Genomic DNA, 5,516 nt, shown 5'->3' with positions numbered 1-5,516 from the left:
TGGATCGAGTCGGGCCGCGGCGCCGGCGATCTGCGCGCTGTCGGCCTGGAGGCCCTGGGTCACCCGCTGCTGGGCGCGACCGTGGCGCTCGCCGACTCCGACGGCTTCCTCTTCACGGGCCGTCTCTCCCTCGACACGCACCCCTGGCTCGCCGACCACGCCGTCATGGGCACCGTCCTGCTTCCCGGCGCGGCCTTTGTGGAGTTGGCCGTTCGTGCCGGTGACCAGGTCGGTTGTGACGTGCTGGAGGAACTCACCCTCCAGGCCCCGCTCGTTCTCCCCGAGCGCGGCGGCGTGCAGGTGCAGATCCACGTGGCCGCGCCCGACGCGGACGGCACAGGTCGTCGCACGTTCACGCTCTCCTCCCGCGCCGAGGACAGCGCCGCCGATGTGTCGTGGGTGCGGCACGCCGACGGCGTCCTCGCCCAGGGCGCCGGAAAGCCGGACTTCGAGCTCACTCAGTGGCCCCCGGCGGGAGCCGAGGCCGCGGACACGGACGATCTGTACGAGGTGCTGGCCGGGCTCGGAATGGGCTACGGGCCGGTGTTCCGCGGGCTCACGGCCGCGTGGCGGCGCGGGGAGAGCGTCTACGTCGAGGTCGCGCTGCCCGAGGGGCACACCGCTGCCGCGCGGGACTTCGGCCTGCACCCTGCCCTGCTCGACGCGGCCCTGCACGCGCTGGCGCTGGGTGGGCTCGGCGGCACCGTGGGCGTGGGGCGGCTGCCGTTCTCCTGGACCGGGGTGACGCTGCACGCGGCGGGCGCCGAGGCCCTGCGGGTCCACGTCGCGCGAACGGGCGCGGACGGCGTGCGCCTGGAGATCGCCGACACCACCGGCGCACCCGTCGCCACCGTGGACGCCCTCGCACTGCGCACGGTCTCCGCCGAGCAGGTACGCCTGGCCGAAGCCGCGCACCTGGAGTCGTTGTTCGGCGTGGAATGGGCGCCTGTGACCGTTGCGCCCGGTGACGGTGCGGAGGATCGGCGCTGGGCCGTCCTCGGGCGGGACGAACTGGGCATGGCCTCTGCGGGCGCTGTCGTGGTGGAGTACGCCGACCTCGCCGCGCTCGGCGAGGCGCTTTCGACAGGCGAGCCGCTCTACGACGCGGTCGTCGTCCACCTGCCCGGCACCGGTCACGACGGCGTGGCCGGCGCGGTGCATTCAGCGGTGCGGGGTGCGCTGGGAACCGTTCAGGAGTGGCTCGCGGACGAGCGCTTCGCGGACACGCGGCTGGTGTGGCTGACGTCGGGCGCCGTGACGACGGTGCCGGGTGGAGCGGTCGCGGATCTTTCCGGCGCCGCGGTACGGGGACTGCTGCGCTCGGCGCAGTCGGAGAATCCCGGCAGCTTCGTGATGATCGACCTCGACGACGACCCGGCCTCGGCTGGGGTCCTCGCCGCGGCCCTCGCCACCGGTGAGCCGCAGCTCGCCATCCGCCGAGGCATGGTGCAGGCGCCCCGGCTGGCCCGGGTCCCGGCCACGCCAGCGCTGACCCCGCCCGCGGACAGCGTCGCCTGGCGCATGGACATCGAGCACAGGGGCACCGTCGACAACCTCGTCCTCGTCCCCAGCCCCGAGGCGGAGGCGCCGCTGGAGGCGGGCCAGGTCCGCGTCGCGGTGCGGGCGGCGGGGCTGAACTTCCGTGACGTCCTGAGCGCGTTGGGCATGTACCCGGGTGACGCGGGGCTGATGGGAAGCGAGGGCGCCGGCCTCGTCGTGGAGACCGGCCCCGGTGTCACCGACCTCGCCCCCGGCGACCGCGTCATGGGGATGCTGCCCGGGGCGTTCGGCCCGCTCGCGGTGGTCGATCGCCGCATGGTCGTCCCGATGCCGGACGGTTGGACGTTCGCCGAGGCGGCGTCGGTGCCGATCGTGTTCATGACGGCGTACTACGCGCTGCACGACCTTGCCGCACTGCGCGGTGGGGAGTCGGTGCTCGTCCACGCTGCCGCGGGTGGCGTGGGTATGGCCGCCGTGCAGCTGGCCCGTCACTGGGGCGTGGATGTGTATGCCACGGCGAGTCCCGGCAAGTGGGAGACGCTGCGCGGGCTCGGCCTGGCCGACGACCGCATCGCCTCGTCCCGCACGCTCGACTTCGAGGACGCGTTCCGCAGCGCCACGGGCGGACGCGGCGTCGATGTCGTCCTCGACTCCCTCGCGCGGGAGTTCGTGGATGCTTCGTTGCGGTTGCTGCCGCGTGGCGGGCGCTTCGTGGAGATGGGCAAGACCGACGTCCGCTCGCCGGAGGACGTCGCCGCCGCTCACCCCGGAGTCACCTACCAGGCGTTCGACCTGATCGAGGCCGGACTCGACCGCATTCAGGCGATGCTCACCGAACTGCTGGCGCTGTTCCGATCCGGTGCCCTGCACTTGCTCCCGGTCTCCGCGTGGGACCTGCGTCAGGCGCCCGAGGCGTTCCGTCATCTGAGCCAGGCACGTCACGTCGGCAAGATCGTGCTGACCCTGCCGACCGACTGGGACCCCGAGGGCACCGTCCTCATCACCGGTGGCACGGGTGCGCTCGGCGGCCTGGTCGCCCGGCACGCCGTCACCACGCGCGGCGCCCGTCACCTGCTGCTGACCAGCCGCCGTGGTGAGTCCGCCGCCGGAGCCCGTGAACTGGCCGCCGAACTAGGCGCCATGGGCGCCGAGGTGACGATCGCCGCCTGCGACACCGCCGACCGCGACGCGCTGGCCGCCCTGCTGGAGTCCGTACCGGCCGAGCACCCGCTAACGGCTGTCGTGCACACGGCGGGCGTCCTCGACGACGGTGTCATCGACTCCCTCACCCCCGAGCGGCTCGAGAGGGTTCTTCGCCCCAAGGTCGACGCGGCCCTCCACCTGCACGACCTCACCCGCCACCTCGACCTCGCCGACTTCGTCCTGTTCTCGGGGATCGCCGCGGCTTTCGGCGCGGCCGGGCAGGCGAACTACGCCGCTGCCAACGCCTTCTTGGAAGGCCTTGCCGAGCAGCGGCGAGCCCAGGGGCTCGTGGCCACCGCGCTCGCGTGGGGCCTGTGGGCCCCGCAGGTGGGCGGTATGGCGACACGGCTGGACGAGGCCGATCTCCAGCGCATGGCCCGGGACGGCGTGGGCGCCCTCTCGGGCCGGGAAGGCCTTGCTCTGTTCGACACGGCGCTGGCCGTCGGTGCCGCGGTGCTGCTGCCGATGAGGCTCGACATCGGGGCGTTGCGCGCCCAGGCCCAGACCGGTTCCCTGCCATCGCTGCTGCGTGGTCTGGTCGGGGCTCCCACTCGCCGTGCCGTGGCCGCCACGGGCGCGGGAGGGGAGGCCGGTTTCCGGGAGCGTCTGGCCGGGCTGGCTCCGGCCGAGCGTGACCGTGTTCTGCTGGATCTGGTCCGCAAGCAGGTCGCCATCGCGCTGGGCTACCCCGGGGCGGGCTCCGTCGAGCCCGGGCGCTCGTTCAAGGAGCTGGGCTTCGACTCCCTGACCGCTGTCGAGCTGCGCAACCTGCTCGGTGCCGCAACGGGCAAGCGTCTGCCCGCCACGCTCGTCTTCGACTACCCGACGGCCACCGCGCTCGCCGGATACCTGCGTGAAGAGCTTGTCGGCGACCTTACGGACGCCGACGCGGCCCGGGTGGGGACCGCCCTCGCGCCGAGCGGACCGCGAACGGTCGAGGCGGACGACGATCCCATCGCGATCGTCGCGATGAGCTGCCGCTACCCCGGCGGCGTCCGCAGCCCGGAGGACCTGTGGCGTCTGGTCGAGGCCGGCGGCGACGCGATCTCGGGCCTCCCCGCCGACCGCGGCTGGGACACCGGCGAACTCCTCGTCCACGGCGATGCGCGGACCTTCCAGGGCGGCTTCCTGTACGACGCCGACCTTTTCGACGCGGACTTCTTCGGGATCTCCCCGCGTGAGGCGCTGGCCATGGATCCGCAGCAGCGGCTCCTGCTCGAAACCGCCTGGGAGACCTTCGAGCGCGCGGGCATCGACCCGGCCACCATGCGCGGCAGCCGGGCGGGTGTCTTCGTCGGAGCCGCCTACACCGGGTACGACGCGCAGCTTGAGCAGTCCGGCACCGACGAGGTCCTCGGCCACGTGATGACGGGCAACGCGGGCAGTGTGATGTCGGGCCGTGTCTCGTACGCGCTGGGGCTCGAGGGCCCGGCGGTGACGGTGGACACGGCCTGTTCCTCGTCCCTGGTCGCGCTGCACTGGGCGGTGCAGGCACTGCGGCAGGGCGAGTGCTCCATGGCCCTGGCGGGCGGTGTGACGGTCATGTCCACCCCCACCACCTTCAGCGAGTTCGGCCTCCAGGGCGGTCTGTCGCCCGACGGCCGCTGCAAGGCGTTCGCTGGCGCCGCCGACGGCACGGGGTGGGCGGAGGGTGTGGGCATGCTGCTCGTGGAGCGGCTGTCGGACGCCCGGCGGAACGGTCACCCGGTCCTCGCTCTGGTGCGGGGTTCGGCGGTGAACCAGGACGGCGCGAGCAATGGTCTGACGGCGCCGAACGGCCCTTCGCAGCAGCGTGTGATCCGGCAGGCTCTGGCGAGTGCGGGCCTGTCGAGCGCTGACGTGGACGCGGTCGAGGCGCACGGCACCGGTACGCGGCTGGGTGACCCGATCGAGGCGCAGGCGCTGCTGGCCACCTACGGGCAGGAGCGTTCGCCCGAGCAGCCGCTGCTGCTCGGCTCCGTCAAGTCCAACCTCGGGCACACGCAGGCCGCCGCTGGTGTCGCGGGCATCATCAAGATGGTCATGGCGATGCGGCACGGCGTGCTGCCCCGAACCCTGCACGTGGACGAGCCCACCCCGCACGTCGACTGGTCGGCGGGAGACATCGCCCTGCTGACCGAGGCCGTCGAGTGGCCCGACACCCGGCGCCCGCGTCGTGCCGGCGTCTCGTCGTTCGGCATCAGCGGCACCAACGCCCACACGATCATCGAGCAGGCACCGGGCGGGATCACCGAGGCCGACGAGTCTCCGTCGCAGGCGCCCGGCGTGCTTCCGTACGTCCTGTCGGCCAGGACCCCCGACGCCCTGCGCGCCCAGGCCCGAAAGCTGCTGTCGGTGGTCGAGTCCGGCGGTGGCCCGCGTCCCGCCGACCTGGCCCACTCGCTGGCGACCAGCCGGGCGGCCCTGGACGACCGGGCCGCGATCGTCTCCGACGGCATCGACGGTCTGAGGACCGCCCTTGTGGCTCTCGCCGAAGGAGAGCAGACCCCCGGCCTCCTCCGGGGGGCGGCCGCCGCCGGCTCGCTCGCGTTCCTGTTCACGGGGCAGGGCAGCCAGCGACTGACGATGGGCCGTGAGCTGTACGACGCGTACCCCGTGTTCGCGGAGGCGCTGGACGCGATCAGCGCGCACCTCGATGTGCCGTTGCCGGAAGTGCTGTTCGGCGACGACGCGGCTCTCCTCGACCGGACGGAGTTCGCGCAGCCGGCGTTGTTCGCTGTGGAGGTGGCGCTGTTCCGGCTGCTGGAGTCCTGGGGCGTGAGGCCGGACTTCGTGTCCGGTCATTCGCTCGGTGAGATCGCCGCCGCTCATGT

The 5,516-nt window shown here is 73.1% G+C and carries 1 protein-coding gene; it reads left to right on the top strand.

The features are described 5' to 3' along the window. Nucleotides 1–5,516, top strand: a 5,516-nt coding sequence (locus CHF15_RS43690) for a type I polyketide synthase (RefSeq protein ID WP_143681803.1), incomplete at both ends; no start/stop codon positions are given.

Source organism: Actinacidiphila glaucinigra (genome assembly GCF_900188405.1).
GTDB lineage: Bacteria > Actinomycetota > Actinomycetes > Streptomycetales > Streptomycetaceae > Actinacidiphila > Actinacidiphila glaucinigra.
Note: the sequence above shows the minus strand (reverse complement) of the source record. Positions and strands in the feature narration are given on the sequence as shown.